This is a genomic window from Arthrobacter sp. Sr33 (assembly GCF_054511195.1).
The window spans coordinates 66,917-93,317 of record NZ_JBTNDD010000005.1 but is presented as its reverse complement, the minus strand read 5'-3'; the positions used below and the strand labels follow the sequence as shown (position 1 = coordinate 93,317).

Sequence of the window (26,401 nt, the reverse complement as noted above, 5' to 3'; positions counted from 1 at the left end):
CATGACAGCAGGGTGGGACCGCACACGCGGTCCCACCCTGCTGTCCTTAAGTTCGCCGGGAACTAGTCCTGGTTGAGGTCAGCGTCATCGCCGCGAGGCCGTGCCGGAAGGCGGGAGAGACCGTCGATGAGTTCGGCTGAGTCGCCGCAGAGCGAAATGCGGATCCACCCTTCGCCAATCGAACCAAACGCGGTCCCGGGCGCCACCGCCACGCCCCGTTCGCGAAGCAGCACGTGCACCCACTTCCGGACGTCGCCGTCCGTGGCGTGCGACAGGTCAGCCCACAGGTAAAAGGCGCCCTCGGCGTCCAGGAAGTCGATGCCCAGCGATTGCAGCACAGCCGAAGCCGCGTCCCTGTTGCTCCGGTAGTGGCTCAGCGCCGTCGCCACATAATCCTGCGGGCCGGTCAGCGCTGCCAACGCCGAATACTGCGACGACGCCGCTACGCAGGACACGATCGATTCCATCACGTTGTCGAGCTGTTGCTGCATGCCCGGGGGCGTAATGAGCGCTCCGACCCGGATCCCGGTGAGCCCATAGGTCTTGGACAGGGTGATGGAGGTAAAAACCCTGTCTGCTCCCGGCCTATCGAAACGGGCGGGGCTGACATGCGGGACGTCATAGGTGAACGATTCGTAGCACTCATCGGAGATAACCCAGAGGTCGTGGACCCGGGCGAATTCCATCAGCTCACGGGTCAGGCCTTCGCTGAAGACAGCACCGAGCGGGTTCGACGGGGAGTTCAGGACGATGACCCGGGTGCGGGAGCTCAGGAGTTCCTCGAGGTCCTTCACCCGGGGCTGGAACCCGTGCTCGGCGTGCAGCGGGTACTCCACGGGTACGGCGTGCAGCAGACCGGCAGTCATGCCAAACGTGGGATAACCGGGATTGGGGATCAGCACCTCGTCGCCGACGTCGAGCAGCAGGCTCATGGCCAGGTGCAGTCCCTGCTGGGCCCCCGCTGTCACGTAGACCCGACCCGGGTCCACGTCGACCGCATTCTGTGCGCTGAACCGGGCGGCGAAGGCTTCCCTCAGGGGGGCGATGCCAGCATTGGGTGTGTAGTTGGTCTCGTCCCGGTCCAACGCCGCCATCCCGGCTTCCAGAACATGGCGAGCCACCGGAAACCCCGGTTCGCCGATGCTCAGCACAATTGCACCGGGCGTCGCCCAGGCAGCTTGAGTGATTTCACGGATCTGGTTGGCTGGGAGCGAATCGGCGTGGGACGAGATCTTCGGCATTGGGCAAGCGTATCCCCGCGTCGCCCTATACTGAGAGGCGTGAATTCCGGGCAAGTCCACTCAGGACTAATAATCGTGGACAAGCCTCAGGGCTGGACCAGTCATGACGTCGTCAGCAAAATGCGCGGTATCGCCGGGACCCGTAAGGTGGGCCACGCTGGCACCCTCGATCCGATGGCAACAGGCGTGCTGGTGGTCGGCATCAACCGGGCCACCCGGCTGCTCACCTATGTGGTCGGTACGTCCAAAACCTATACGGCCACCATTCGGCTGGGGCAGTCGACGGTGACCGACGACGCCGAGGGCGACGTGGTTACAACCGCCGACGCCGCGGGCATCACCGCCGAGGCCGTCCGTGCCGGGGCGGAAGCGCTTACCGGTGAAATACAGCAGATACCCAGCAGCGTGAGCGCCATCAAGGTCAACGGGCAGCGCGCCTACACCCGGGTTCGCTCCGGGGAGGACGTGGTCCTCGCGGCACGCCCGGTCACGATCCACCGCTTTGATATCCACGACATCCGGCCCGTGACAAGCGCGGAGGGCGATGGAACGCTGCTGGACATCGATGTCACAGTCGAATGCAGTTCGGGGACCTATATTCGGGCGCTGGCCCGGGACCTGGGCGGTTCACTGGGCGTCGGCGGACATCTGACGGCACTCCGCCGGACCCAAGTGGGTCCGTACTCGCTGGAACAGTCGGCAACCCTGGAGGAACTGGCCACCGATCTCCGACTGTTGCCCATCAACGATGCGGCGCGGGTGCTCTTCACCCCCCGCGAACTTTCCGCAGCCGAAGCACTCGATCTATCGCACGGGCGTTTCATCCCGGCCGGGCCCGACGACGGTCCGGTGGCCGCGTTCGCCCCCGACGGCACCCTGATCGCCCTCCTCAAGAACTCGTCAGACCGGGCCCGCCCCCTGCTGGTTTTCGCTCCCGGGAACGGCTCTGCCCAGTGATCGTTGACGGGTTCTTTATCGCCGGCGTCATCGTGTGCCTGGCGTCGGCCGTGATCTGCTTCGGTGCTGCGGTGATCCGGCAGCCACCGAATGACATCACCATCCTCTCGGTCGCAGCTGTTGAGTTGTTTCTCCTGGTTTATGGGGTGGCAGCCATCATCAGGCAGGCCGGTGGTGAGGCAATCGCGGGGGAGGCCTGGGAGTTCTGGGGCTACCTGTTGACCGCGCTGTGCATCCCCGTGGCCGGGTTCTGGTGGGCCATCCTGGAGCGCAGCAGATGGAGCAACCTGGTGCTGGGCGCCGTCGGAATCACGGTCTTCGTTATGCTGTTTCGGATGGAACAAATCTGGGATCGGGTGCCCCTGTGACCGACAACAGCCCCGACAACAGCGCTGCTGTCTCCCGGCACCGCAACAGCGGGCCGGGACGCCTGCTGATTGCCGTGTATGGGGTCTTCGCCCTCGCGGCAACCGCACGCGCAGCCTTCCAGATCGGCACCAAATTCGGTGAGGCGCCACTCGCCTACCTCCTGACCGCGCTTGCCGCGGTCGTCTACGTCCTGGCGACCGTGGCCCTGGCGATGCCGGGGAAACGCTGGTACTGGATTTCAGTCGGTGCGGTGGGTCTGGAACTCGTAGGTGTCCTCACGGTCGGGCTGTTCAGCCTCCTCGACCCGGAGGCATTTCCCAGTGACACGGTGTGGTCCCTGTTCGGCAGGGGATACGGCTTCGTGCCGCTGGTTCTGCCGATCCTTGGCCTCTGGTGGCTTTTTCTGAATCGGCCGGGAACACCAACGGTGCAGACCACCGAGCGGATCAGCCCCGCTGCGTGAGAGTATGACTGCAGGAGTACCAATTAATGCTGGAGCCAGTTAAAGGGAGCATCATGTCCAATTCAGAGAACCACCCCACCGGCAATCCGCAGGACAGCACCCGCCCGGCCTCGGGCAACGCGCCGGGAAGCCCCTCCGCCGGGCAGCCACGGCCAACGGGCGCTCAGGCTCCGGGCCATGCCGCCGGGCGGACTGCCGGCCAGCCCGCCAGCCCGGCCGGAGCGCAGGCGAAGGCAGGGACGCCGTCGTCGGCACCCAAAACCGCAGCGAAGAGCGGAAAGAAGACCGCCAAGCCCAAGTCGCCCAAGGGGGAGTGGGGCGTCTTCAGGACTGTCGTCGTCCTGGTGGGTCTGATCCTCGCCGGTTTCGGCGCCTTCTACCTGATCACGGGAACCTCGGGCGTGCCTGACACCGATATTGGGAACCCCAGCCCCACGCTCGAAAGCCAGTTCCGCTTTTTCTCGGCGATGATGGTCGGTGTGGGAGCCGCGTTTATCACCATTGGCGTGAAGTTTGAGTGGGCCAACATGCTCTGGATGGTCTGCCTGATGGTCTTCATCGGCGGTATCGGCCGGGTCCTGTCCTGGGCGTTCTCCGGAACCCCCCACTACATGATGATCATCCTGATGGTCATTGAACTCGCCTTCCCGGCAGCATTGCTGGTGTGGCACCGGTACATCGCCAAGACCACCGAGATCCGCAACGAGTACGCAGCACGCGGCTAAGACCGGCGGTCAGCGCTGCACCCCGGGCCCGGGGGCGGTTTACAACGAAAGAGGAGATGCGTGTACTACTGGAATGACCTGACCAGTGTTCCGAATGGTTTTGGTCCATCGGTGGTCACCATTGGTAATTTCGACGGTGTCCACCTCGGCCATCAGCGGGTGTTGCAACAGCTGGTCGCCGCGGCAAGCGACCGCGACGCCGCAGCGGTAGTCATCTCGTTTGAGCCCCACCCCGCCAAGGTGCATCGGCCGGATCAGGCGCCGGAACTCATCATGGGTCTTGAGGACCGCATCGAGACCCTCGCCACCACCGGGATCCAGGCGTTGCTGATGATGCATTACACGCTGGAACTGGCGGCAAACACGCCGGAAGAGTTCGTCCAAAAGGTCTTCGTCGACGCCCTCAACGCCCGCGCCGTGGTGATCGGTCACGATGTCCGCTTCGGTCGGGACAATAGCGGCGACCTCGGCACGATGCGCGAACTGGGACAGAAACTCGGTTTCGAGGTGATCGTCATCGACGACTTCGGCGCCAGCCCGACCGATCCCACCGAGGCCGACGGCGATCGGCGCTGTTCCTCCACCTGGGTCCGCGAGGCCCTGGAAGACGGGGACGTGGCAACTGCCGCGCGGATCCTCGGACGGCCACACCGGATGCGCGGCGAAGTGGTCCACGGCGCGGCTCGCGGCCGTGAACTGGGCTACCCGACCGCCAACCTGTCACCAGCCTCCGGCGGCTATATTCCCGCCGATGGGATCTACGCCGGATGGCTCGTCGACGAAGCCGGCACCCGCTGGCCCGCAGCCATTTCGGTCGGATCGAACCCCACCTTCGAAGGCGTCAGTCGCCACGTCGAAGCACACGTCATTGATCGCCCCAAGGAAGACGTTTCCGACTTCGACCTGTACGGACAGATCATCATCGTGGAGTTCACCCGTCGGTTGAGGGGAATGGTGGCCTACACCGGGCCCGACACGCTGATCGCCCAGATGCGGCTCGACGTCGAAGAGACCCGCGAGGTCCTTTCGACAGAACAACGCCTCAGCAGGTAAACTGGACCGTGGATCCGGCTGCAGTCCGTGGTGGCTGGATCTTTCTGTGTCTTTGGTTCGGCAGGCGACTGTCGGCAAGACCAGGGAACTTGTTCACGGTACAACTCTAGGAGTTATTGTGGCCCTTGACGCCGCTATCAAGCAGGAAATCATTAAGGAATATGCAACCGGGGAAGCCGACACCGGCTCACCTGAGGTGCAGATTGCGATGCTGTCCCGCCGTATTCTCGACCTCACCGAACACCTCAAGATGCACAAGCACGACCACCACACGCGTCGTGGCCTGCTCTTGATGGTTGGACGCCGTCGTCGTCTGCTGGACTACCTGCGTAAGACTGACATCACGCGCTACCGTACGCTCATCGAGCGTCTCGGCCTGCGCCGCTAGTAACACACGTGGGGCGGGTCCTTCCTTCAGGGAAGGAGCCGCCTTCCACATGTGGCCACCGGCCACACAAACAACTAAAAACACATGGAGCCAGGCAGGCACCGCGCATTCGCGGTCCTCGGTAGTGGTCTCCGGGAGCAGACGGCCGTGCAGCGCAGAACAGTGCAGAGCACGCGTGAGTCCCCGTGGATCTCGATCGAAGACCGGGTGCGAGCATCACCGCATTGAACGGTGATCAGGTTCCGGCAGGGCACCAGCCCAAACAGAAACGGAGGTGACTCTCTATGGAGGGTCCCGAAATTCAATTCGCCGAAGCCGTTATTGACAACGGCCGGTTCGGCAAGCGCACCGTACGGTTCGAGACTGGCCGCCTTGCACAGCAGGCAGCCGGCGCCGCAATGGTTTACATCGACGAAGACACAGCGCTTCTGTCAGCAACGACCGCTGGCAAGCACCCCCGCGAAGGCTTCGACTTCTTCCCCCTGACCGTCGACGTTGAAGAGCGCATGTATGCCGCAGGGCGCATCCCAGGCTCCTTCTTCCGCCGCGAAGGCCGTCCCTCCACCGAGGCGATCCTCGCCTGCCGGCTCATGGACCGCCCGCTGCGCCCGGCCTTCGTGAAGGGCCTCCGCAACGAGGTCCAGATCGTGGTCACCGTCCTGGCGATCAACCCCGACGTGCGATACGACGTCGTTGCCATCAACGCCGCCTCGATGTCCACGCAGCTCTCCGGCCTCCCCTTCTCCGGTCCGATCGGTGGTGTCCGCGTGGCACTCGTCTCCGATGGCAGCGGCCAGGATCAGTGGATCGCCTTCCCGAAGCACTCCGAACTGGAGAACTCGGTCTTCGACATGGTCGTTGCCGGCCGTGTGGTCAGTGGACCCGAGGGTGACGACGTCGCCATCATGATGGTGGAAGCTGAAGCCACCGACAACTCGTGGAAGCTCATCAAGGAAGACGGTGCCACCGCACCGACCGAAGAGATCGTCGCCGACGGCCTGGAAGCGGCAAAGCCGTACATCCGCGCCCTGTGTGACGCTCAGGCTGACCTTGCCGGCCGCGCAGCCAAGCCAACCGTCGACTTCCCGGTCTTCCTTGACTACCAGGACGACGTCTTCGCAGCAGTAGAGTCGGCAGCAGCAGCCAAGCTGACCGAGGTCTTCCAGATCGCTGACAAGAAAGAGCGCGACCTCGCCTCGGACGCCCTCAAGGACAGCGTCACCGCTGACCTCGCCGGGCAGTTCGAAGGACGCGAGAAGGAACTCTCTGCCGCGTTCCGGTCGGTCACCAAGAGCGTTGTCCGCCAGCGCATCCTCAAGGATCAGATCCGTATCGACGGCCGCGGCCTGAGCGACATCCGTCAGCTCACCGCCGAGGTCGAGGTCCTGCCTCGCGTTCACGGTTCTGCGATCTTCGAGCGCGGCGAAACCCAGATCATGGGAATCACCACGCTGAACATGCTCAAGATGGAGCAGCAGATTGATTCGTTGTCGCCGGTGACGCGCAAGCGCTACATGCACAACTACAACTTCCCTCCTTACTCCACCGGTGAAACCGGTCGCGTCGGTTCGCCGAAGCGCCGCGAAATCGGTCACGGTGCCCTCGCCGAGCGCGCCCTGATGCCGGTCCTGCCGACCCGTGAGGAATTCCCTTACGCGATCCGTCAGGTCTCCGAGGCGCTGAGCTCCAACGGCTCGACGTCGATGGGCTCGGTCTGTGCTTCAACCCTGTCGCTGCTCAACGCCGGTGTGCCCCTGAAGGCACCCGTCGCTGGTATCGCCATGGGCCTGGTGTCCGACGTCGTCGACGGTCAGACCCGCTACGCGGCACTGACCGACATCCTTGGCGCTGAAGATGCTTTCGGCGACATGGACTTCAAGGTTGCCGGTACCGCCGAGTTCGTCACAGCCATCCAGCTGGACACCAAGCTCGACGGAATCCCCGCCTCAGTGCTCGCCGCAGCCCTGAAGCAGGCCCGTGAAGCCCGCCTGCACATCCTGGGTGTCCTTGAGGCAGCCATCGACGTGCCGGACGAGCTTTCCGAGTTCGCGCCACGCATCATCTCGGTGAAGATCCCGGTTGACAAGATCGGCGAGGTCATTGGCCCCAAGGGCAAGATGATCAACCAGATCCAGGAAGACACCGGCGCTGACATCTCCATCGAAGATGACGGCACGGTTCTGATCGGCGCCACCAACGGTGGTGCGGCCGAGGCTGCACGCGCCGCAGTGAACGCCATCGCCAACCCTCAGGTTCCTGAGATTGGCGAGCGGTACCTGGGTACGGTCGTCAAGACCACCACCTTCGGTGCCTTCGTGTCGCTGACCCCGGGCAAGGATGGGCTGCTGCACATCTCCGAGCTGCGCAAGCTGGCCAACGGCAAGCGCGTCGACAACGTCGACGACATTGTTTCGGTGGGCCAGAAGGTTCAGGTCGAAATCACCAAGATCGATGACCGCGGAAAGCTTTCGCTCTCCCCAGTGGTTGCCGACGACGCTGCGGCTGAGAACGCTTCGGCGGACTCAGCAGAGGGTGACGACAACTAACGAATGGTTGTATCAGCTAACAACGCCTCCGGTCCTGTTCCCGACACCACGTCGGGAGCAGGGCCGTTGGCCGTTTCACACGAGAACCGCACTGGGCCGACGTCGATCGTCCTGCCGCTGCTGCCCACCCCTGCGCCTTCCGCGGACAGTGCGGGTGCCGGCCACGATCCCACGCTCGTCGCGGGGACGCTGGGCGGCGCCGTGGTGCGCCGGTCAGTACTTCCCGGCGGGGTGCGTGTCCTGACCGAGGCAATGCCCGGCCAGCGGTCCGCGACCATCGGTTTCTGGGTGGGGGTCGGATCCCGGGATGAGGCCGAAGGCCAGCACGGGTCCACTCACTTCCTTGAACACCTGCTCTTCAAGGGCACCACGCGGCGCACTGCGCTCGAGATTGCCGAAGCGTTTGACGAGGTGGGCGGTGAATCCAACGCTGCCACGGCGAAGGAGCACACGTGCTATTTCGCCCGGGTGCTTGACGCTGATCTGCCCATGGCAATCGACGTAATCGCCGACATGGTGACCAGCGCCGTGATTGACGCCGACGAACTTGAGCAGGAACGCGACGTCATCCTCGAGGAAATCGCGATGGACAGCGATGACCCCGCCGACGTCGCCCACGAAGAATTCGTCGAAGCGGTGCTCGGGTCCCACCCACTGGGTCGCCCCATCGGCGGCACCCCCGACGCCATCAAGGCAGTGCCCCGCGACTCGGTCCTGGCTCACTACCGCCAGTATTACCGACCATCGGAACTGGTCGTCACCGCGGCCGGGGGACTGGACCACGAAGTGGTCTGCGGGCTCGTCCTCGACGCGCTGCGGACCGCCGGCTGGACGCTGGAGGCCGATGCGCTGCCCGTGGCCCGTCGTTCCGATACGCCGGTACCGATTGAAAGCACCGGAGGAATCCGGGTCATTCGGCGTGCGGTGGAGCAGGCAAACATTCTGGTCGGCTGCCCGTCAATCACCGCCACCGACGACCGGCGGTTCGTGATGAGCGTGCTGAACGCCGTCCTGGGCGGCGGGATGTCATCACGGCTTTTCCAGGAAGTCCGCGAGAAGCGCGGGCTCGTCTATTCGACCTACTCCTTCTCCGCCTCCTACGCCGACGCCGGCTACTTCGCCATGTACGCGGGGTGCTCACCGGCGAAGACCGGTCAGGTCATTGAGCTGCTCGGTGCCGAGCTGGACCGGCTCGCCGCAGACGGGATTTCCGCCGATGAGCTGCGTCGAGCCGTCGGGCAACTCTCCGGCGGTATGGTGCTGGCACTGGAGGACAGCGGGTCTCGGATGTCACGCCTCGGCCGGGCAGAACTGGTGTCGGGGGAGTTCCTCGGCCTCGATGAGGTGCTGGCACGGGTCAACGCCGTCACCGAGGCGCAGGTCCGGGAACTGGCCGCTGAACTAGCTGCCGCCCCGCGCACGATTACCGTTGTCGGCCCGTTCGACACCCCAGCGGATTTCGGCCACTAGCGGTCCTGCACAGAATCTTCGAACGCGCCGCTGCTCAGCAGGGGCGCGTTTTAGGATCATGACTTAACGGACTAGCAGGGTGCGAGCGGAGTGCCTCTAGCTGCCCTCGGTGTACTCGTACCAGCCCTTCCCAGTCTTTCGCCCGTAGTGCCCGGCTTCGTAGAGCTCGGCAAGGGCCGGATGTGGCAGGTCAGCGGGATCCCCGGTCTCCTGATGATGGGCGTGCCTGATCAGGTAGGCGACATCGAGGCCCACCAGGTCCATCAATTCGAAGGGGCCCATGGGGTGACCCAACGCAGTCTTGGCCGCCGTGTCGATGTCTTCAAAACTCGCTATGCCGCCGTCGTACAGTTTCAGCGCCTCGGTGCGCAAAGCGCCCAGCAGGCGGTTTGCGACGAACCCGGGGATCTCGCGATTGATCAGGATTGGCGCTTTGCCCAGCCGCGTGGCGAGACCCATTGTGGTGTCCACTGTTTGCTGGGAGGTGCTCTCGTGGCGCACCACCTCGACGCATTTCATGACCAGGGCTGGGTTGAAGAAGTGCATGTTGCAGACCCTGTCCGGACGCCCGGTGGCATCCGCCACTTTCGATGAGCCCAGCGTGGAGGAATTGGTGGCCAACACTGCATGGGCTGGTGCGTACTCATCGAGTTCCCGGAAGATCTCCCGCTTGATATCCAGTTTTTCCACTGCGGCCTCGATGACGAAGTCAGCAGTCGATGCGGCATCCCTGAGGCTGGTGGTGAAGCTCATCCGGTTCAATGCAGCGTCCGCTGCCCCGCGTTCGAGGCGGCCTTTAGCAACACTGCGGTCGAGCCGCAGTGAGAGCTCTTCACTCGCCGGCGCCAGCATCCTCTCCGAGATGTCCTGGACGGTGACCTGATACCCGGCCAGCGCGCCGACCAATCCGATTTGGGAGCCCATGGCGCCCGCACCTACGACGAGAATGCGGCGAATTTTCTGAAGATCAGGTTTAGTTTCCATTGCTACTTTCCTACGTATCTGGCTGAGCGTTTTTCGAGGAATGCTGCGGTGCCTTCGGCTTTGTCCTGGGTGGTGTACAGGAGCGATTGAGCAAGCCGCTCCAGGAGAAGTCCGGTCTGCTGATCGGTGTCAAAGCCATGCTTCACCACCATTTTGGCCAGGCGGACTGCTAGCGGGCCCTTCGCCATGATGGTGTCGGCGGTTTTCCTCACCGTATCCATCAGGTCCGACGACGGGACGACGTCGGTCACCAGCCCCATGCCCAGAGCCTCGGGTGCGTCGACCAGCCGTCCGGTCAGGATGAGTTCCACGGCGCGCCCCCGGCCCACCAGCCTCGGCAACCGCTGAGTTCCGCCCGCGCCGGGAATGATGCCGAGATTGGTTTCCGGCAGGGAAAACCGGCTACCTTCTGCCGCTACACGGATGTCACACGCCATCGCAAGTTCGAGCCCCCCACCGAGCGCATACCCGTTGATGGCGGCGATGGTCGGCAGCTCGTAACCCTCGATGGTGTCGTAGAGCCGTTGCATCCTGCCGGAGAGGCCATCAACCAGGCTGTAGTTGGCTAACTGGTTGATGTCGGCGCCAGCAATAAACGCCTTCCCCCCGGCGCCGGTAAAGATCACCGCGCCCACACCTTCGTCGTCAAGAAAGAGGTCCAGGGCGTTGGCGATCTCGTCCAGTACAACCCGGTTGAGGGCATTGCGGCTCTCAGGGCGGTTGATGGTGATGATGCCCAGCCCGTTGGTGGACTCGGCGTTGATCAGGGTGAATTCCATGAAAGCGCCCCTACCTGAACGCCGGGATGCCGGTGAGGTGACTGCCCAGAATCAGGGTGTGTACCTCATCAGTACCCTCATAAGTGCGCACACTCTCCAAGTTGTTGGCATGGCGCAGTGGCGAATAGTCGAGGGTCACGCCGTTGCCGCCCAGGACGGTCCGAGCCTCGCGTGCGATGGCGATGGCCTCCCGCACATTGTTCAGCTTGCCCACCGAGATTTGCTCCGGCTGCAGCGTGCCTGCGTCCTTCAGCCGGCCGATATGTATAGCCAACAGTGTGCCCTTCTGGATTTCGAGCATCATGTTGACCAGCTTCTCCTGGGTGAGTTGATAGGAGGCAAGTGGCTTGTCGAACTGCAGACGTCCCTGTGAGTAGTCCAGTGCGGCCTGGTAGCTGTCACGGGCCGCACCCATGGCACCCCAGATAATTCCGTACCGCGCCTCGTTCAGGCAGGAGAACGGGCCGCGCAAGCCTTTTGCCCCGGGGAGGAGTGCGGTGTCGGGGAGCCGGATATCCGTCATGATGATGTCGCACTGAACCGAGGCGCGCATGGAGAGCTTGGAGGTGATCGGCGTTGCTACGAAGCCGGGGGAGTCAGTGGGCACCAGGAACCCGCGAACACCGTCGTCCGTCATCGCCCAGATCACCGCCACCTGGGCAATAGACGCCAGACCAATCCAGCGCTTCTCGCCAGTGAGAATCCAGGACGCTCCATCCTTGCGGGCGAACGTCTTCATGGCGGATGGGTCGCTGCCTGCGGTTGGCTCCGTGAGACCGAAGCAACCGATAGCGCGGCCGGTAGCCATAGACGGCAGCCAATGATTCTTCTGCTCTTCGGAGCCCCACTTGTGGATGGCGCTCATCGCCAGTGAGCCCTGCACGCTGACGAGCGTCCGGATACCTGAATCACCGGCTTCCAGTTCCATGGCGGCCACGCCGTATTCGACAGCGGTGCGCCCGGGGCAGCCGTACCCGTGAAGGTGCATGCCCAGCACGCCCAGATCACCGAGCTCGTGCATTATTTCAGTGGGGAAGGAAGCGCTCTCGTACCACTGGGCGATGTTGGGCTTGATCCTGGTGTCCACAAATGCCCTGACCGACGTCTGAACGGCTAGCTCCTGGCTACTGAGTAGTCCGTTGAGCTGCAGGACGTCGGAGGTGTCAGGGACGTTTGCGACATCCGGTAGTGCCGAAGCGACAGGGGATTCGTTGAGTGCTGCCGTCATGGGGTCTCCTTCAAAAATGTAGTGACTGCCCTCACTCTCTCAGGAGTATTACAGCTAATCCAATACCAAAGCCGAGCATGATTGATACCGGATAGAAAACAATCTCTTCGAGAGAACGTCCTGTCTATCGATTCATTCAAGGTATGAATCTTCGGCGAATTAGGTATTGGAAGTATGGGTAACCTTTCTGGGAGAGTGACGTAGATAACACTTTCAGGCAACTGATCCATGGCATCAAGGCATATCGCCGGCCGCCGGATCTCATAGGGGCTTTCAATGAAGAAAATCTTGACCTGTACCGTGCTGGCCGGAGTCCTCATCACTGGCATCGTTACCAGCAGTTCGCCCGACAGCCGCGCTGACCCCAATTCCCAGCTGGTGATGACTACCTACGGTGTGGGAACCGGAACCTACAACGACCTTGCCGCTGTATCGGACAGTCTCACCCGTGTGCAGGGCACCCAGGTTCGTATCCTCACCTCCGACACATCGATTGGGCGGGTTGCTCCACTGAAGGCTGGCAGCGCCCAGTTCAGCCGGATGGGAGACGAATACTACTTCGGATTCGAGGGCATCCAGGACTTCTCCAGCGAGAACTGGGGCCCCCAGGATCTCCGTGTGGTGTGGGCGCCCATGGGAAATTATGGGCTGATGACCCGCACCGACGCTGGCATCGAAACTTTCGAGGACCTCAAAGGAAAAAAATTCCCCCGTGTCACAGCCAACACCTCAATTAACCTCAAGCTGGAGGCCTACCTTGCCTACGGTGGCCTGACCTGGGATGACGTCGAACCCGTCGACGTAAGTTATAGCGACCAAACCGAAGCGCTGAAGACCGGTCGGCTGGATGTCCTGTTCAGTAGTGCCTATGGCTCCAACCTGGAAGAGCTCGCCAGCACGGTGGACGTCGACTGGATGAGCATGAACGACGATTCCCCCGAAAAGATGGCAGCCGTCAACGCGATCGCCCCGATGGTGACCATCGGCGAGTTTTCGGGAGCCCCAGGAATGGAGGAGGGGGACTCGGCAAAAAACTTCGCCTACACGGTCCCGATCTCCACCTATGCGGACACCGATGAGCAGCAGGTCTATGACCTGGTGAAAGCCATGGATGAAAACTTTGACCGCTATGAAAACACCACACCGTCCGCTGGTGAGTTTGCCCTCGACAAGGTGCTCACCGAGCCCCTGGTGGTCCCGTTTCATCCCGGGACCGTGAGGTATCTCGAGGAACAGGGCATGTGGACCGAAGAGGCTGAACAGCGCAATGCCGAGCTTGTCGAACGGCAGGCCGCGTTGCAGGAAGGCTGGGAAACATTCATCGGACCGGCTGACAAGGAAAACCTGGCCCAGGAATGGACCGCATGGAAGGAAGAACACCTTGACGATTGAGACTGCGCCTCCCGCTGGGACGACAACCGATGCGCCGCCGCGGCTGAACGGCCCCTGGCGGGCAGTGGTGGTGGTGTTCACTGTTCTCGGCATCCTGCTCTCAATGAACCAGGTGTTCTTTTGGGATCTCTTCGGTGTCACACTGCTCACGCACGCCTATCTGTACTACATGCTGACCTGCTTCCTGGCCATCGCGTTCATCATCTTCCCGGCGTCAAAGTCCGTGACGTTGCCGGCCGCTGACGATGGTGTCGGGCCTCGACCAAGGCCTGCCGCGCTGGCCTGGTACGACATCGTTCTGTTCGCCGCGACGCTGGTGGTCACCGTCTACTTCGGCGTCAACGCTGAGACCATCCTGAATCTGGGATGGGATTACGCGGCGCCGCCGCTGGCAGCCGTCTTCAGCGTGGTGCTGTGGGGGCTGGCGATCGAGGCGTTGCGGCGCACAGCCGGGTCAGCGGTTGCGGTCATCGCGTTCCTGTTCTCTGTGTATCCGATGTTCTCTTCCCGGATGCCCTTCGGATTTCTGCAGGGCATCTCCCATGATTTCCGGACCACTGCCCAGATCCATGCGGTGGGCGTCGAAGGGATCATGGGCCTGCCGCTGCAGACCGCAGCCAGCATCCTGATCGGATTCCTGCTCTTCGGGGTGATTCTCCGGCACACCGGCGGATCCACGTTCTTCCACAATCTGGCCCAATCCCTGTTTGGTGGTGCACGCGGCGGCGCCGCCAAGGTGTCGGTGGCCAGCAGCGCTTCCATGGGAATGATGAGCGGAAGCGCCGTCTCGAATGTGCTCACCACCGGGCCCATGACCATCCCGGCCATGATCAAGGCCGGGTTTTCTCCCCGGTACGCAGGGGCGGTTGAAGCCACCGCGTCATCCGGCGGATCCATTACCCCGCCGGTCATGGGCACCGCGGCGTTCCTGATGATTTCCTTTGTGGGTGTGCCCTACAAGGAAATTCTGATCGCCGCGACTATTCCCGCAATCCTGTACTACGTGGGCATCTACCTTCAGATTGATGCCTATTCCTCCAGGAAGGGCCTGGCGGGGCTGCCGAAGTCCAAACTGCCCAGGTTTGGTCCGGTGATGGCCTCGGGCTGGCCGTACCTTGCCTCACTTGTCATGTTGACCGCGCTTCTGGTGGTCACCACCGAAACGCAGGCACCGTTCTGGGTAGCGGGTGCCCTGGTGGTCTACGGGATGGTCAAGCGGGAGGGCAGGCTCACGCCACGCCGGTTCGTCGATATGCTTTTCGACTGCGGCAGGACCATTAGTGAGATCCTGGGCATCATCGCCGGGGTGGGGCTCATTGTTGGCGGGCTCAACATGTCCGGGGTAACTCTCTCACTGGCCAGGGAACTGCTGGTCCTGGTCGGGGACAACGTGGTGCTGATGCTCATTGCCGGTGCCGTGACCTGCTTCATCCTGGGCATGGGTATGACCGTTTCCGCGGCCTACGTGTTCCTGGCAATCGTCATGGTCCCCGCCGTCGTCGAACTCGGTATCGATCCGATCGCAGCCCACCTCTTCGTCATCTATTGGGCCGCAGTCTCCTACATCACGCCGCCGGTGGCGCTCGCGTCCTTTGCCGCCGCCGGGATCGCCGGTTCCGACCCGATGAAAACCAGCGTCTCCGCAATGAAGTTGGGGGCAGTGAAGTACATCGTGCCGTTTGGGTTTGCGCTGAATCCGGCGCTGGTTGCCCAGGCCCCGTTGCCGGAGATTGTGATGGCCTTCAGTCTCAGCCTGATCGGTGTCTACGCTCTGGCCTGTGCCTTCGAAGGGTGGGTGCTTGGCATGGGCCGGCGGTTGCCGATGCTGCTGCGCGTCGTCTCCGCTGTCGCCGGTGTCAGCCTGATGATGCCCGGAGTGGCCGCCGCGGCCCTCGGTGGGGTGCTGCTGGGCGTGGTTCTCCTCCTGACCTTCATTGCCCTGCGCAAAGACGGGCAAACCCCGACGGCGGCGGCGCCCACCCACGCGGAGGGCCGGCTGCAGTCGCTCTCAGAGTAACCACTGGAGGTGCGGCCTGGGCGGGATTCAGCCCGCTTAGGCCGGGGACGGCTCCGGCGAGGGCATCAGGGCCTCAGAAAGGCGCAGGACCTCGCGCAGCGCTGGACTGCTGTCATCACTGCGCCAGATCAGACGCAGCAGGATGGGTTCGGCCGGATCCTCAAGGGGGACAAACACCACCCCCGGGTAGGACACGTTGTCCGGGACAGAGGACACAGTAAGGGCGCAGCCAATGTCTGCGGCGACCAACGAGAGCAGTGTGGACGTATCGGGTGCAGCCTGCACGATCGAGGGCACAAAGCCAGCACCGTGGGAAAGCCGATCGAGGTGTTCCCTGAGGACTGCCCCCGGGTCCGGCGGCAAGGCAACAAAATCCTCGGTGGCAAAATCTGCCATCCGGACCGACGTCCGGTGAGCCAGCCGATGGTTTGACGGCAGCGCAATCACCAGAGTCTCCCGGGCCACGGTCCGCGATTCGATCCCCGAGGGTAGGAAGCTCCACCGGCCCAGGCCGATGTCCATGGTGCCCGCAATGACCTCATTCAGGGCAGGGACGGCGTAGTAGGAGCTGTATAGCTCAATGTCGATTCCGGGGTGGGTCTGCCTGACCAGCTTTGCCAGCTTGCCCACCATGACGTGGGAGGACACACCCGCGAAAGCCACCCGGACCCTCCCAGTCTCACCTTTGCCTGCCGAAGTTACTGCCGATCGTGCCCTGCGACAGGCTGACATGATCTCCTCTGCCGGGGCCAGCAGCGCCTGGCCCGCAGTCGTGAGTTTCACGCTTCGGGTGCTGCGCTCAAAAAGGGTTGCACCCAGCTCGCGTTCAAGATTCTTGATGGTGCGGCTCAGTGGTGGCTGGGCGATGTGCAGACGTTCCGCGGCACGGCCGAAGTGCAGTTCCTGGGCGACGGCGAGGAAGGCGCGGACTTGCTGTATCTCCATAACCCTGAATTATTGTCGGGATTGTTACTAAGAGTCAATGATTGGAGCTAAGCAAGCTATCAATGAGGGACCTATCGGGGTGAAATCTGGGAAAGAACGTCAAGAGATTATTCCTGAAATCGTAAAAATAGCCGACACAATTTGTATTGGACGCGAGCTTGGGCCTCTGCGAGGGTGGTGACACACGACACATGTGATGGAGGATCAACTATGGCGGAAGCTGCAGCGGACACGCTGAACGAAATCTTTGGACGCACCGGGAGTGGTCCGCTGAGCGGAGTGGTCGTTGCGGATTTCAGCAGGGTGCTGGCGGGACCGTACTGCACGATGCTGCTCGCCGATATGGGCGCCACAGTGATCAAGGTCGAGTCTCCGGCCGGAGACGATGCCCGGACGTGGAAGCCGCCGGTACGCGACGACGAGAGCACGTTCTTCCTCTCCGTCAACCGGAACAAACACTCGATCACCCTGGACTTCAACGAGCCCTCAGACCTTGCCCTTGCACAGCAGCTGGCCGCCCGGGCCGACATAGTCGTTGAGAACTTCAAGCCCCATGGACTGGAGCGCTACGGTCTTGACTACGCCGCGATTGCCGATCTCAATCCCACGGTCATCTACGCATCGATCACGGGCTTCGGAACCGGTGCAGGCGCCGCGCTCCCCGGCTATGACCTCTTGGTCCAGGCGGCCTCGGGGATGATGAGCCTCACCGGTGGCCAGGAGACGGAACCGTACCGTGCCGGGTTGGCAATGTTCGACGTCATCACTGGCTTGCACGCCAGCACGGGAATTCTTGGAGCACTCCATCACCGCACCACCACCGGGGAAGGGCAGCATGTGGAGCTGAATCTGCTGTCCTCAGCCCTGTCGGGGATGGTCAACCAATCCGCGGCCTATGTCACTGGCGGTGTCATTCCCACCCGGATGGGCAATGAACACCCCAGCCTCTACCCTTACGAGCCTATGCTGACCGGTGACGGCCGGCTGGTCATCGCCGCAGCCAACAACGGCCAGTTTGCGCGGCTCTGCACGGTGCTTGAGGTACCCGAACTGGCGCAGGATCAACGGTTCTCCTCCGCGGAGCAACGCAACGCGCACCGGTCGGAGCTGCGCATCCTCCTCGAAGTGCAGCTGGCAGCCCGGTCGGCCGAGGAATGGTTCCCCCTTCTTTCCGGTGCGGGGTTGCCTTGTGCGCCCATCCAGGACGTGAAGGGCGGGGTGGACCTTGCCGACAGGCTGGGCCTGGATCCAGTGGTACTCCCGGGCGAAAACGAACGACAAATTCCGACGGTTCGACACCCGGTGAGTTTCTCCCGGACACCCGCCACCTACGATTTGGCTCCGCCGATGCTGGGCTCCAGCTCGGACCTGGTGCGCGGCTGGCTTGCGCAGCAGCTCGCCGCAGCCCGCTGAACTTTCCTAGATCCGACGACGACAGATGAGGACCCCATGAGCACTACCGCCCAGAGCGCTGATCCGGTGAACGTTGACTACTACCTTCTTGATGAGCTCCTGTCCGAGGAGGAGGTGCTGATCCGGAAGAAAGTCCGCGGCTTCGTCGATACGTCGGTGCTTCCGGTGATCAACGACTACTGGGAAGCTGCGCAGTTTCCCTTTGAGCTGGTCCCCGGCATTGCCCAGCTCGGAATCGTTGGTTCTACCATCGAGGGCTACGGCTGCCCCGGGCTGAGCAGGCTGGCCGCGGGAATGGTTTCCGTTGAGATGTCGCGCGGTGACGGCAGCCTCAATACGTTCATCGGAGTGCAGTCGGGGCTGTCGATGGGCACCATCAACATGCTCGGCAACGAGGAACAGAAGCAGCGGTGGCTGCCCGGCATGGCAAGGCTGGACAAGATTGGCGCGTTTGGCCTGACTGAGCCGGACCATGGGTCGGATTCGGTGGCGCTTGAAACCACAGCCCGACGGGAAGGTGAGCATTACGTCCTGAACGGCCGCAAGCGGTGGATCGGGAACGCGAACATTGCCGACGTCGTCATCATCTGGGCGCGCGATGAAGCGGACAACAAGGTCAAGGGCTTCATTCTGGAAAAGAATGACGACGGCACCTACCCGGATGGATACACCACCGAGCTCATCACGGGGAAAATCGGCAAGCGGGCCATCTGGCAGCCCGATGTGATGATCGACAACGTCCGCATCCCGGCCGAGAACAAGCTCGCCGAGGCTCACTCCTTCAGGGACGTGACCCGGGTACTGACGGCAACCCGCAGCGGGGCATCCTGGGAAGCCGTGGGCCACGGCATTGCTGCCTACGAAGCTGCAGTTTCCTATGCCACACAGCGGGTGCAGTTCGGCAAGCCCATCGCGGGCTTCCAGTTGGTGCAGAACAAGCTCGCCAACATGCTCTCCGAGCTGACAGCGATGCAGTTGATCTGTTTCCGCCTTGCCACCCTCGCGGATCAGGGAAAAATGACCAGCCCCATGGCCTCACTCGCGAAGATGCATACCGCCCAGAAGGCTCGCTGGATCTGCCTGCAGGCGCGGGACATTCTGGGCGGGAATGGGTTGCTGCTGGAAAACCATGTGGCCCGCCACATGACCGACATGGAGGTGGTGCACACCTACGAGGGGACCGACTCCATCCAGTCGCTGCTGATCGGGCGCGACATCACCGGCATCTCCGCGTTCGCCTGACCCCGCCCATCCAGCCAACACCTCAATTAAGGAACACCCAATGAATGAAGCTTTTCTTGTCGGAGGAGTGAGAACTCCTGTCGGCCGTTATGGTGGTGCCCTGTCATCGGTGCGACCGGATGACCTTGCGGCTTTGGTGGTTCGGGAGTCCCTGCAACGTGCGGGCATGGACCCGAAGGCCGTCGACGAAGTGGTTCTGGGCTGCGTCAACCAGTCCGGCGAAGACAACCGGAACGTGGCGCGGATGGCAACGCTGCTTGCCGGGTTGCCGGACACTGTTCCCGGCCTGACCGTCAACCGGCTGTGCGCTTCAGGGCTGAGCGCCATTTTGATCGCCTCGCAGATGATCAAGGCCGGTGCCGCTGACGTGGTCATTGCAGGTGGGGTGGAGTCCATGACCCGCGCACCGTGGGTGATGGAAAAGCCAGTGAAGGCCTTCGCCCGACCCGGCGAAATTGCTGACACCTCTCTGGGGTGGCGATTCACCAACCCGCGCTTCAGCGACCAGCAAAAGCTGTCGATGCCGGAAACCGCTGAAGAAGTGGCGTCGCTGGATGGCATCACCCGGGAAGATGCTGATGCGTTCGCGGTGAAGTCCCATGGGAGTGCCTTGGCGGCTATTGCTGCGGGGCGGTTCACCAAGGAGATTCTGTCCGTTGAAACGAAGACCGGCGTTGTAGACCAGGACGAGGGTCCCCGGCCAGGTACATCGCTGGAAACTTTGGCCTCGCTTCGTTCGGTCGTGCGGCCGGGCGGGATCGTCACGGCAGGAAACGCGAGTTCACTCAACGACGGTGCGTCCGCCATCGTCGTTGCCAGCGAGAGCGCGGTGAAGCGGTTCGGTCTGGTTCCCCGGGCACGTGTCGTGGACGGCGCATCAGCGGGAGTGCCGCCGGAAATCATGGGCATCGGTCCGGTTCCCGCGACGGAGAAGGTGCTTTCCCGAGCCGGCTGGCGGCTCGACGATATCGGTGCGGTGGAGCTCAATGAGGCGTTCGCCACCCAGTCGTTGGCCTGCATCCGCAGGCTAGGTCTCGACCCGGGGATTGTGAATAGCGACGGCGGTGCCATCGCCCTCGGGCATGCGCTGGGTTCATCGGGTGCACGGATCGCCATCACCCTGCTCGGACGGATGGAACGCGAGCAGGCGGACCGGGGGCTCGCGACCATGTGCGTGGGGGTCGGCCAGGGCACGGCAATGCTATTGGAACGCGTCTAGCACCTGACCAGGGGGCGGAGGCAGGCTGGGGCTAGCCCCCGGCGAAGGGCGGCAGAATATCCAGGACGTCGTCGGCGGCCAGCACCCGGCCGCGGTCACGGGCAGCCACCTCGTTCAGCAGGAAGCTGCTCCGGGCGATGACCTCGGGCATCGCCGGCCCGCCCACCCGAACCGGCAGCGGGTACCGGGCGGTGAGGTGCGCCAGGACTGTCTCGAGCGTCACTGCGTCGAGGTCGAGGCGTTCTTCTGCCGTACCGGCTGCGGCCTGCGCGGCGCCGAAATATCGAATCAGCATCTAGCCGCCGATCGCGCTCATGCTGCGGTCCGGCTGGACAAAATCGTCCGAACCCAGACCCACGTGGCCCATCCCATGCGCTTTCGGCTTGGCCCACATGGCGTCCTGCCAGCGGGCGGCGATCGCGTCGTCGTCGGCGTCCGACCGCAGCAGATCCCGTAGATCGGTCTCCTCGCGGGAAAATAGGCAGCTCATGATCTTGCCCTCGGCGGTGACGCGGGTTCGCCGGCAGTCGGCGCAGAACGGCTCAGTCACCGAGGCGATAATGCCCACGGTGCCGACGACGATGTCAGGGGCCGCGATTCGGCGTACCTCCCAGCGCTCGGCGGGGGCGCCGTCCCGGTTGCGCGGATCCGGGGTCAGCACAAACTGCTGCTCCAGCAGGGTCCGCATCTCGAGGGCAGTGATCATGCCGTCGCGGGTCCAGCCGTGGTCCGCGTCGAGGGGCATCTGCTCGATAAAACGCAGCTCAAATCCCTTGGACACCGCCCATTCGAGGAGTTCGGGCGCCTCATGGTCGTTGATCCCGCGCATCAGGACGGCGTTGATCTTGACCAGGCCAAGCCCCACCTGCGCCGCAGCTTCGATACCCCGCAGCACCCGGTCGAGGAACGGCCGGCGGGTCAGTTGGGCAAACGTATCGGGGTGGAGCGAATCCATCGACACATTGATCCGGCTCAGGCCCGCGTCCTTGAGGGCTTGAGCCTTTTTGTCCAGGCCCAGGCCGTTGGTCGTCATGGAGATGGGCAGGTCCGCGTGGTTGGCGCGGATGTCGCCGATGATCTGCAGCAGGTCGGCCCGCACCAGCGGTTCGCCACCCGTCAGGCGCAATTCACGCACCCCGAGGGAATCAACGCCGATCCGCACCAGCCGGACGATCTCCTCACGGGAGAGCACGGCTGACTTTTGCAGCCAGTCAAGACCCTCGGCGGGCATGCAATAGGTGCAGCGCAGATTACATTTGTCGGTCAGCGACAGGCGCATGTCAGTGGCCTTGCGGCCGAAACTGTCAATCAGCCCCGGCCCGGCATCAGAGGGACGCTGGACCCCGATATGCGGCATACCCAGTTCAATTCCCATCCCTCGAGATTACGCCCTTTCAGCTAGGGCCACTATTCGGTGGAGGCTTATGCACGCCCGGCGAACCGATGATGGGGCGCAGACGTTGGGCTAAATGACTGACACATCACAGAAAGGGTGACCGGCGTGAGACGGACCAACGGATGGGCAGCACTTTCCGGGCTGGTTGCTGTCCTGCTCGCTGTGATCGCAGCCGAGCTGACCGCCGCGCTGGTCAGCCCCTCCCTTTCCCCGGTGACCGCCGTCGGGTCGATCGTCATTGATGTGCTGCCACCCGGCGTCAAGGACTGGGCCATTGAGACGTTCGGCACCGCCGACAAGCTGGTATTCCTCGGCGCAATGTTCCTCATCATCGCTTCAATGGCCGCCGCCGCCGGAATCCTTGAATACAGGTGGCGTCGGGCCGGAGCCGCAGTCGTGCTGGCGTTCGGCCTGGCGGGGATCGCCGCCGTCGCCGCACGGCCGCAGTCCTCAACGCCCGCCTTCGCGGCGCCGGTGGTCGCCCTGGTACTAGGCGTCATGCTGATCAGCGTCATGATCGACCGGCTGGCGGCCTGGCACCCCCGCACGGCGGCCGACGGCGGCGTTCCAGGGCCGGTGGCCCGCCGCCGGTTCCTCGTGGGGGTGGGAGTGGGCGGCGTCGTCGCGGCAGTATCGGGGGCCGCAGCGGCGGGGGTGCGCAACAGCCAATCCCTGGTGACCGTCGCCAGGGAACAGATCTCCCTGCCAAGGCCGTCGGCGAGCGCGAACCGGGCTTCAGCGGCAGCAGTGCTTCCCGCAGGGGCGGATCTCGGCGTCGACGGCGTTTCACCGCTGGTGACCCCCAACGACAACTACTACCGGATCGATACCGCCCTCGTGGTGCCGGTAGTGGATCCGGTCACCTGGCGGCTACGGGTGACCGGCATGGTGGATCGGGAGGTCGAGCTGACCTTCGACGAGCTCCTGACCAAGCCCCTGATCGAAAGCTATATCACCCTCGCCTGCGTTTCGAACGTGGTGGGCGGTGACCTGATCGGCAACGCAAAATGGCTCGGCTGGCCGGTCCGCGACCTGCTAGCCATGGCGGGCGTCCAGGACCGGGCCGATATGGTGCTGTCGCGCAGCATCGACGGATTCACCGCCAGCACCCCGCTGGAAGCCATGACCGACGATCGGGACTCGCTGATCGCCGTCGGAATGAACGGCGAAACGCTCCCTGTTGAACATGGTTTCCCCGTCCGCCTGGTGGTTCCCGGGCTGTACGGTTTCGTCTCGGCGACCAAGTGGGTGACCGAGCTGAAAGTGACACGGTACGACGACGACGTCGCCTACTGGTCTACCCGGGGCTGGTCAGAACGTGGGCCGGTCAAAACCTCCTCACGCATTGACGTCCCCCAAAACAATTCGACGGTGCCCGCCGGGACGGTCGCGATCGCCGGCTACGCCTGGGCGCAACACCGGGGGATTGAGCGGGTCGAGGTGAGGGTGGACGGGGGCAGATGGCAGAGCGCCAGGCTGGGAACCGAGATCTCCCGGGACACGTGGCGGCAGTTCTCGGCCGACATCCAGCTGGACTCGGGATCACACACGGTGCAGGTACGGGCCGTCGATGCGACGGGGGCGGTGCAGGTGGACCGGGTGGCACCGGTGACCCCCGACGGCGCTACGGGACTCCACACCGTGTCGTTCACGGTTTCCTGAGCACGGTTTCCTGAACACGGTTTCCTGAACACGGTTTCATGGGAGCCTAAGGTGGAGCATCAGAGCTAACCGTGAGGGCAGGTAGGGATCCCATGATCAGAAGCGTCGAGGAACATCAGCAAGCCGTGCTGGGGCTGCTGCGCTACAGCAGCGGCTACCCCGCCGACAGTCTGGCCGATAGCCGGGCAGAGTCGAACAACGACCACCTTCCGCTGGCGGCGGCGCGCGGCCGGGTGCTGGCCACCGATCTGCCCGCCCCGGTGAGTCTGCCTCCGTTCGATAACTCGCAGATGGACGGTTATGCCATCCATGAGGCCGATGTGGATGTAATCAGCGACCATCGGGGGCTAACCCTCAGCGTCGGAGCTCCCATTCCGGCTGGCATCGAACCGCCGGACCTGGTTCAGGGGACCGCCGCGCCCATCATGACCGGCGCCATGATTCCCCGCCACACCGGTGCCGTCGTCCCAATCGAACGGGTCACACCCGCCCAGTTCTATTCGGCTGCGGACTACGCGTCAGGCGTCGCCCTGACCGTTGACCTCCCCGGGACGGTCGAGCCCGGTGCCTTCATCCGCCGGATCGGCAGCGACATCGCGGCCGGTACAGCGGCCGTCACCGCCGGGACACTCCTCGGCCCGGCCCAACTGGGCCTCCTCGCGGCCTGCGGCGTGGCAACCGTCCCGGTGCGCCGTCCCTTCACCGTCCTGCTGCTGACCACCGGGGACGAAGTACAGGAGCCCGGCAGCACCCCGCAACCCGGCAAAATCTTCGATGCCAACACCACACTGCTCGAAAGCGCACTCCTGGACGCGGGCGCCGCCGTCGTCCGCCACCGACTGATGGATGACAATCCTGCCCTGCTGCGGGAGGCGTTCGCGGCGGTGGCCGACAGTGGCATCCACCTGATCCTCACCACCGGTGGCATCAGTCAGGGTGCGTATGAGGTGGTGAAGCAGGCGCTGGCGAATAGCAGCGTCGAGTTCCTCTCGGTCGCCATGCAACCGGGCGGACCGCAGGCGTTGGGGACCATCGGCGGTGTCCCGTTCCTGGGGTTCCCGGGCAACCCGGTCAGCGCGCTCGTCTCCTTCGAAATGTTCCTCCGCCCAGCGCTGACCGCCGTCGCGGGGACCCCTCATCCTCGGGTCGCGCTGACCGCCGCGCTCGAAGAGGAGGTCACCTCGCCCGAGGCCAAACACCAGGTCCGGCGGGGCTGGTACACGCCCCGGGCGGCAGCGGGGGAAGCGCTCGGAACGGTTAGGCTGGTAGGCGGCCCGGGATCGCACCTGATCCATGCGCTGGCCGAATCAAACGTGCTGGTCCACCTACCGGTTGGCACCGGTTGCCTGGCCGCGGGGGATCTGGTTACCGTCTGGTTGGTGGATGGGGTGCACGGCGCACCATCCTTTGGGATTCCCGCAGCGAGCCTCCTCGCCGTGGCCGGGCCAGAGCACAGCTAAGTATCGAGAACCAGTAAGGACAGCATGACCGAGAACCCCAGCCCGTCGTCATTGAGCCACGTCCGCGCAGACGGCAGCGCCCACATGGTCGATGTGTCGGCGAAGGCTGAAACCACCCGCGAAGCCACCGCACAGGCCATCCTGCACACCACCGCGGAGGTGGTCGGACTGATCACCGCCGGTGGCCTGCCCAAAGGCGACGCACTCGCCGTCGCGCGGGTGGCCGGCATCCTGGCTGCCAAGCAGACGTCCGCACTGATCCCGCTCTGCCACCCCCTGCCCTTGAGCAAGATCACCGTGGATTTCGAGGCCGCCGAGAACGCGGTGACAATTACCTGCGCGGTCAAGACAACGGCAGTCACCGGCGTCGAAATGGAAGCCCTGACCGGTGCCTCCCTGGCAGCCCTCGCGCTCTACGACATGATCAAGGCAGTGGACAAGCGGGCCATCATCACTGACACGAAAGTGCTGGCGAAGTCCGGCGGCAAGAGCGGGGACTGGACGGCATGAGCGCCCCGCGCACCGCAGCGGTGATCATCGCCTCGACCCGCGCAGCCGCCGGGGTTTACCAGGACGAGTGCGGTCCACTCATCCACACCTGGCTGCTGGAGAACGGCTTCGCGCCGCAGGGAACCCTGGTGGTGCCCGACGGCGACGCCGTGGGCCAAACGATCGGTGACGTGCTCAAGGGCTCACCGTCGGTGGTTATCACCAGCGGTGGCACCGGGTTGAGCCCCGACGATGTCACCCCCGAACAAACCGCGCCCTACCTTCAGCGCCACCTGCCCGGCGTGATGGAAGCGCTCCGGCGCCTCGGTACGGAGAAGGTCCCAACAGCAGCACTGAGCCGTGGTCATGCTGGCACCGCCGGAAGCACCTTCGTGATCAACCTGCCCGGCTCACCCGGCGGGGTCCGGGACGGGTTGGCAGTGCTCAAACCACTGCTGGGGCACATCTGCTCCCAGCTGGAAGGAAAAAATGAACACTAGCCACGTGGTGCATGTGTCCCTCGCGCAGCAAAGCATCAGCCTCGATGAGGCCCTCGCCCAGGTCGACGCACCGGACTGTGGAGCGGTAGTGGGTTTCGGCGGGGTGGTGAGAAACCACGACGGCGGCCGCGACGTCACGTCGCTGAGCTACTCGGCGCACCCCAGCGCTGAGCGGATTATCGGCGAGATCGCCGACGGGATCGCCGCCCGGTACCAGGGCGTTCGGATCTGGGTGGCGCACCGCGTCGGTCCGCTAACCATTGGTGACCCTGCCCTGGTGGCAGCTGTCGCCTCCGCCCACCGGGGCGAAGCCTTCGCCGCCTGCTCCGAGCTGGTGGACACCGTCAAGGAAAAGGTCCCCATCTGGAAGGAACAGTTCTTCACCGACGGGACCGTCGAGTGGGTGGGTGCCGGATCCGCAGCCACCGCGGGGGACTCCTGACCCAAATGGGCAGGGGAGTGC

The 26,401-nt window shown here is 63.8% G+C and carries 25 protein-coding genes; 18 read left to right on the top strand and 7 right to left on the bottom strand.

Going from position 1 to position 26,401, the window contains the following annotated elements; genetic code table 11:
- Positions 1 to 62 precede the first annotated feature (62 nt).
- Entirely contained in the window at positions 63 to 1,241 is a 1,179-nt protein-coding gene (locus tag ACX80T_RS08560) for a pyridoxal phosphate-dependent aminotransferase (protein ID WP_019483468.1), read from the bottom strand.
- A gap of 39 nt (positions 1,242 to 1,280) precedes the next feature.
- On the opposite strand from ACX80T_RS08560, the gene truB reads away from it, so the two are divergent.
- The 8 genes from truB to ACX80T_RS08520 all read left to right on the top strand — a co-directional run bounded on the left by truB (position 1,281) and on the right by ACX80T_RS08520 (position 9,212).
- Positions 1,281 to 2,198, top strand: coding sequence for a tRNA pseudouridine(55) synthase TruB (truB, locus tag ACX80T_RS08555; protein ID WP_116778773.1), 918 nt, complete (start codon positions 1,281 to 1,283; stop codon positions 2,196 to 2,198).
- The gene (locus ACX80T_RS08550) at positions 2,195 to 2,566 is read left to right on the top strand and encodes a hypothetical protein (protein ID WP_019483466.1); all 372 of its coding nucleotides are present in this window, start codon (positions 2,195 to 2,197) and stop codon (positions 2,564 to 2,566) included. Before truB ends, ACX80T_RS08550 begins: the two co-directional genes overlap by 4 nt.
- Positions 2,563 to 3,030, top strand: coding sequence for a hypothetical protein (locus tag ACX80T_RS08545; RefSeq protein ID WP_019483465.1), 468 nt, complete (start codon positions 2,563 to 2,565; stop codon positions 3,028 to 3,030). Before ACX80T_RS08550 ends, ACX80T_RS08545 begins: the two co-directional genes overlap by 4 nt.
- A gap of 53 nt (positions 3,031 to 3,083) precedes the next feature.
- A complete protein-coding gene (locus tag ACX80T_RS08540; protein ID WP_133185494.1) occupies positions 3,084 to 3,755 on the top strand; it encodes a DUF4345 domain-containing protein in 672 nt (223 codons plus the stop codon).
- A 60-nt stretch (positions 3,756 to 3,815) separates the two neighbouring features.
- On the top strand, positions 3,816 to 4,808 hold the full coding sequence (locus ACX80T_RS08535) for a bifunctional riboflavin kinase/FAD synthetase (protein ID WP_019483463.1): 993 nt from the start codon (positions 3,816 to 3,818) through the stop codon (positions 4,806 to 4,808).
- A 118-nt stretch (positions 4,809 to 4,926) separates the two neighbouring features.
- A complete protein-coding gene (gene rpsO / locus ACX80T_RS08530; RefSeq protein ID WP_019483462.1) occupies positions 4,927 to 5,196 on the top strand; it encodes a 30S ribosomal protein S15 in 270 nt (89 codons plus the stop codon).
- Between the two features lie 284 nt (positions 5,197 to 5,480).
- Positions 5,481 to 7,742: a polyribonucleotide nucleotidyltransferase gene (locus ACX80T_RS08525; protein ID WP_459304182.1), complete on the top strand. Its 2,262-nt coding sequence runs from the start codon at positions 5,481 to 5,483 to the stop codon at positions 7,740 to 7,742.
- Between the two features lie 3 nt (positions 7,743 to 7,745).
- Positions 7,746 to 9,212 carry a M16 family metallopeptidase gene (locus tag ACX80T_RS08520; RefSeq protein WP_116778775.1) on the top strand — a complete coding sequence of 489 codons (1,467 nt, stop codon included), beginning with the start codon at positions 7,746 to 7,748 and terminating at the stop codon, positions 9,210 to 9,212.
- Between the two features lie 96 nt (positions 9,213 to 9,308).
- Here the strand turns inward: ACX80T_RS08520 and ACX80T_RS08515 are convergent, their stop codons facing one another.
- Genes ACX80T_RS08515 through ACX80T_RS08505 form a run of 3 tightly spaced genes read right to left on the bottom strand, consistent with a single transcriptional unit; the run spans position 9,309 to position 12,203 of the window.
- Positions 9,309 to 10,196 (bottom strand): 3-hydroxyacyl-CoA dehydrogenase family protein, encoded by an 888-nt coding sequence (locus ACX80T_RS08515; protein WP_116778776.1) that lies wholly within the window; start codon positions 10,194 to 10,196, stop codon positions 9,309 to 9,311.
- A 2-nt stretch (positions 10,197 to 10,198) separates the two neighbouring features.
- Positions 10,199 to 10,975 (bottom strand): enoyl-CoA hydratase/isomerase family protein, encoded by a 777-nt coding sequence (locus tag ACX80T_RS08510; RefSeq protein WP_459304181.1) that lies wholly within the window; start codon positions 10,973 to 10,975, stop codon positions 10,199 to 10,201.
- 10 nt (positions 10,976 to 10,985) lie between these two features.
- The gene (locus ACX80T_RS08505) at positions 10,986 to 12,203 is read right to left on the bottom strand and encodes an acyl-CoA dehydrogenase family protein (RefSeq protein WP_116778778.1); all 1,218 of its coding nucleotides are present in this window, start codon (positions 12,201 to 12,203) and stop codon (positions 10,986 to 10,988) included.
- A 276-nt stretch (positions 12,204 to 12,479) separates the two neighbouring features.
- On the opposite strand from ACX80T_RS08505, the gene ACX80T_RS08500 reads away from it, so the two are divergent.
- Together ACX80T_RS08500 and ACX80T_RS08495 are read left to right on the top strand one after the other, a co-directional pair.
- Positions 12,480 to 13,595 (top strand): TAXI family TRAP transporter solute-binding subunit, encoded by a 1,116-nt coding sequence (locus ACX80T_RS08500; protein WP_116778779.1) that lies wholly within the window; start codon positions 12,480 to 12,482, stop codon positions 13,593 to 13,595.
- Positions 13,585 to 15,612 carry a TRAP transporter permease gene (locus ACX80T_RS08495; RefSeq protein ID WP_459304180.1) on the top strand — a complete coding sequence of 676 codons (2,028 nt, stop codon included), beginning with the start codon at positions 13,585 to 13,587 and terminating at the stop codon, positions 15,610 to 15,612. Before ACX80T_RS08500 ends, ACX80T_RS08495 begins: the two co-directional genes overlap by 11 nt.
- A gap of 36 nt (positions 15,613 to 15,648) precedes the next feature.
- On the opposite strand, the gene ACX80T_RS08490 is transcribed toward ACX80T_RS08495, so the two are convergent.
- Positions 15,649 to 16,557, bottom strand: a complete 909-nt coding sequence (locus tag ACX80T_RS08490; RefSeq protein WP_116778781.1) for a LysR substrate-binding domain-containing protein — start codon at positions 16,555 to 16,557, stop codon at positions 15,649 to 15,651.
- A gap of 210 nt (positions 16,558 to 16,767) precedes the next feature.
- On the opposite strand from ACX80T_RS08490, the gene ACX80T_RS08485 reads away from it, so the two are divergent.
- The 3 genes from ACX80T_RS08485 to ACX80T_RS08475 are packed head-to-tail and all read left to right on the top strand — an operon-like array spanning position 16,768 to position 20,431.
- Complete coding sequence (locus tag ACX80T_RS08485) at positions 16,768 to 17,970, top strand: CaiB/BaiF CoA transferase family protein (protein WP_116778782.1); 1,203 nt, start codon at positions 16,768 to 16,770, stop codon at positions 17,968 to 17,970.
- 36 nt (positions 17,971 to 18,006) lie between these two features.
- Positions 18,007 to 19,212 carry an acyl-CoA dehydrogenase family protein gene (locus ACX80T_RS08480; protein ID WP_116778783.1) on the top strand — a complete coding sequence of 402 codons (1,206 nt, stop codon included), beginning with the start codon at positions 18,007 to 18,009 and terminating at the stop codon, positions 19,210 to 19,212.
- A gap of 40 nt (positions 19,213 to 19,252) precedes the next feature.
- On the top strand, positions 19,253 to 20,431 hold the full coding sequence (locus ACX80T_RS08475) for a thiolase family protein (protein ID WP_116778784.1): 1,179 nt from the start codon (positions 19,253 to 19,255) through the stop codon (positions 20,429 to 20,431).
- Between the two features lie 31 nt (positions 20,432 to 20,462).
- On the opposite strand, the gene ACX80T_RS08470 is transcribed toward ACX80T_RS08475, so the two are convergent.
- Positions 20,463 to 20,726, bottom strand: a complete 264-nt coding sequence (locus ACX80T_RS08470; protein WP_459304179.1) for a MoaD/ThiS family protein — start codon at positions 20,724 to 20,726, stop codon at positions 20,463 to 20,465.
- Positions 20,727 to 21,806: a GTP 3',8-cyclase MoaA gene (gene moaA, locus ACX80T_RS08465; protein ID WP_459304178.1), complete on the bottom strand. Its 1,080-nt coding sequence runs from the start codon at positions 21,804 to 21,806 to the stop codon at positions 20,727 to 20,729.
- 126 nt (positions 21,807 to 21,932) lie between these two features.
- On the opposite strand from moaA, the gene ACX80T_RS08460 reads away from it, so the two are divergent.
- The 5 genes from ACX80T_RS08460 (at position 21,933) to ACX80T_RS08440 (ending at position 26,380) form a co-directional block, all read left to right on the top strand.
- The gene (locus ACX80T_RS08460; RefSeq protein WP_459304177.1) at positions 21,933 to 23,489 is read left to right on the top strand and encodes a molybdopterin-dependent oxidoreductase; all 1,557 of its coding nucleotides are present in this window, start codon (positions 21,933 to 21,935) and stop codon (positions 23,487 to 23,489) included.
- A 92-nt stretch (positions 23,490 to 23,581) separates the two neighbouring features.
- Complete coding sequence (locus ACX80T_RS08455; protein WP_459304176.1) at positions 23,582 to 24,949, top strand: molybdopterin molybdotransferase MoeA; 1,368 nt, start codon at positions 23,582 to 23,584, stop codon at positions 24,947 to 24,949.
- A gap of 24 nt (positions 24,950 to 24,973) precedes the next feature.
- Positions 24,974 to 25,459 (top strand): cyclic pyranopterin monophosphate synthase MoaC, encoded by a 486-nt coding sequence (gene moaC / locus ACX80T_RS08450; protein ID WP_019483454.1) that lies wholly within the window; start codon positions 24,974 to 24,976, stop codon positions 25,457 to 25,459.
- Positions 25,456 to 25,938 (top strand): MogA/MoaB family molybdenum cofactor biosynthesis protein, encoded by a 483-nt coding sequence (locus tag ACX80T_RS08445; protein ID WP_459304175.1) that lies wholly within the window; start codon positions 25,456 to 25,458, stop codon positions 25,936 to 25,938. The genes moaC and ACX80T_RS08445 overlap by 4 nt, the downstream gene beginning before the upstream one ends.
- Positions 25,928 to 26,380 (top strand): molybdenum cofactor biosynthesis protein MoaE, encoded by a 453-nt coding sequence (locus ACX80T_RS08440; RefSeq protein WP_019483452.1) that lies wholly within the window; start codon positions 25,928 to 25,930, stop codon positions 26,378 to 26,380. The genes ACX80T_RS08445 and ACX80T_RS08440 overlap by 11 nt, the downstream gene beginning before the upstream one ends.
- Positions 26,381 to 26,401 lie beyond the last annotated feature (21 nt).

Coding starts and splice junctions, on each gene's coding strand:
- ACX80T_RS08560 (WP_019483468.1), bottom strand. CDS start 1,241: ATGCCGAAGATCTCGTCCCACGCCGATTCGCTCCCAGCCAACCAGATC.
- ACX80T_RS08540 (WP_133185494.1), top strand. CDS start 3,084: ATGTCCAATTCAGAGAACCACCCCACCGGCAATCCGCAGGACAGCACC.
- ACX80T_RS08525 (WP_459304182.1), top strand. CDS start 5,481: ATGGAGGGTCCCGAAATTCAATTCGCCGAAGCCGTTATTGACAACGGC.
- ACX80T_RS08520 (WP_116778775.1), top strand. CDS start 7,746: ATGGTTGTATCAGCTAACAACGCCTCCGGTCCTGTTCCCGACACCACG.
- ACX80T_RS08515 (WP_116778776.1), bottom strand. CDS start 10,196: ATGGAAACTAAACCTGATCTTCAGAAAATTCGCCGCATTCTCGTCGTA.
- ACX80T_RS08510 (WP_459304181.1), bottom strand. CDS start 10,975: ATGGAATTCACCCTGATCAACGCCGAGTCCACCAACGGGCTGGGCATC.
- ACX80T_RS08505 (WP_116778778.1), bottom strand. CDS start 12,203: ATGACGGCAGCACTCAACGAATCCCCTGTCGCTTCGGCACTACCGGAT.
- ACX80T_RS08500 (WP_116778779.1), top strand. CDS start 12,480: ATGAAGAAAATCTTGACCTGTACCGTGCTGGCCGGAGTCCTCATCACT.
- ACX80T_RS08490 (WP_116778781.1), bottom strand. CDS start 16,557: ATGGAGATACAGCAAGTCCGCGCCTTCCTCGCCGTCGCCCAGGAACTG.
- ACX80T_RS08485 (WP_116778782.1), top strand. CDS start 16,768: ATGGCGGAAGCTGCAGCGGACACGCTGAACGAAATCTTTGGACGCACC.
- ACX80T_RS08480 (WP_116778783.1), top strand. CDS start 18,007: ATGAGCACTACCGCCCAGAGCGCTGATCCGGTGAACGTTGACTACTAC.
- ACX80T_RS08475 (WP_116778784.1), top strand. CDS start 19,253: ATGAATGAAGCTTTTCTTGTCGGAGGAGTGAGAACTCCTGTCGGCCGT.
- ACX80T_RS08470 (WP_459304179.1), bottom strand. CDS start 20,726: ATGCTGATTCGATATTTCGGCGCCGCGCAGGCCGCAGCCGGTACGGCA.
- moaA (WP_459304178.1), bottom strand. CDS start 21,806: ATGGGAATTGAACTGGGTATGCCGCATATCGGGGTCCAGCGTCCCTCT.
- ACX80T_RS08455 (WP_459304176.1), top strand. CDS start 23,582: ATGATCAGAAGCGTCGAGGAACATCAGCAAGCCGTGCTGGGGCTGCTG.
- moaC (WP_019483454.1), top strand. CDS start 24,974: ATGACCGAGAACCCCAGCCCGTCGTCATTGAGCCACGTCCGCGCAGAC.
- ACX80T_RS08445 (WP_459304175.1), top strand. CDS start 25,456: ATGAGCGCCCCGCGCACCGCAGCGGTGATCATCGCCTCGACCCGCGCA.
- ACX80T_RS08440 (WP_019483452.1), top strand. CDS start 25,928: ATGAACACTAGCCACGTGGTGCATGTGTCCCTCGCGCAGCAAAGCATC.